This is a genomic window from Novosphingobium malaysiense (genome assembly GCF_000802225.1).
Taxonomy (GTDB): domain Bacteria; phylum Pseudomonadota; class Alphaproteobacteria; order Sphingomonadales; family Sphingomonadaceae; genus Novosphingobium; species Novosphingobium malaysiense.
Genome location: NZ_JTDI01000037.1, coordinates 1 through 497, shown reverse-complemented (window position 1 = coordinate 497; position 497 = coordinate 1). Strand labels below are relative to the sequence as shown.

At 65.2% G+C, this 497-nt stretch carries 1 pseudogene; it reads right to left on the bottom strand.

The features are described 5' to 3' along the window. Positions 1 to 243: pseudogene (locus LK12_RS23395) on the bottom strand (hypothetical protein); the annotation flags it as partial. Positions 244 to 497 lie beyond the last annotated feature (254 nt).

The following is a 497-nucleotide window of genomic DNA, read 5'->3' as shown; positions in this document are numbered from 1 at the left end:
CCGCGCTGCGTAGAACTCGTGCGTGCCGTGCGTCGCTTCGCCGAGCAGCACCACGCGGGCATCGCCGAAGCGCTCGAAGGCATCGGCGAAGTCGGGAGCATCGGGGCTGGGCAGGGTTTCCGCCACCGATCGCAGCCCGTGGACGAGGTCGGCATCGTTTGCGGTAAGTCGGCTCTGGATCGTCATGGCGCGGTTCCATCGTTTGCCGTGGGCGATCAGAATGTCTCCGCCGGGAAGCCACACGCCATCCGCAATGTTCCCGAGTACCGGACTCTCGTCCGCAGGCGGACATTCTGCCCTCTCCCACTCTTTCGCAGGCCAAAAAGCCCTGAAGCTGGAACGACATCGCGGCGCGCCCGTTCCCGTAACAGCACGCTCGTCGCCCTCCCCCGAGCCTCCAGCCAGAAAGGACAAGACCCCATGTCGGACCAGGATGAAACGGTACACTACGATGGCCCCTCCGGCGGCTGGGGTTCGCTAAAGGGGATCAGCCGCAT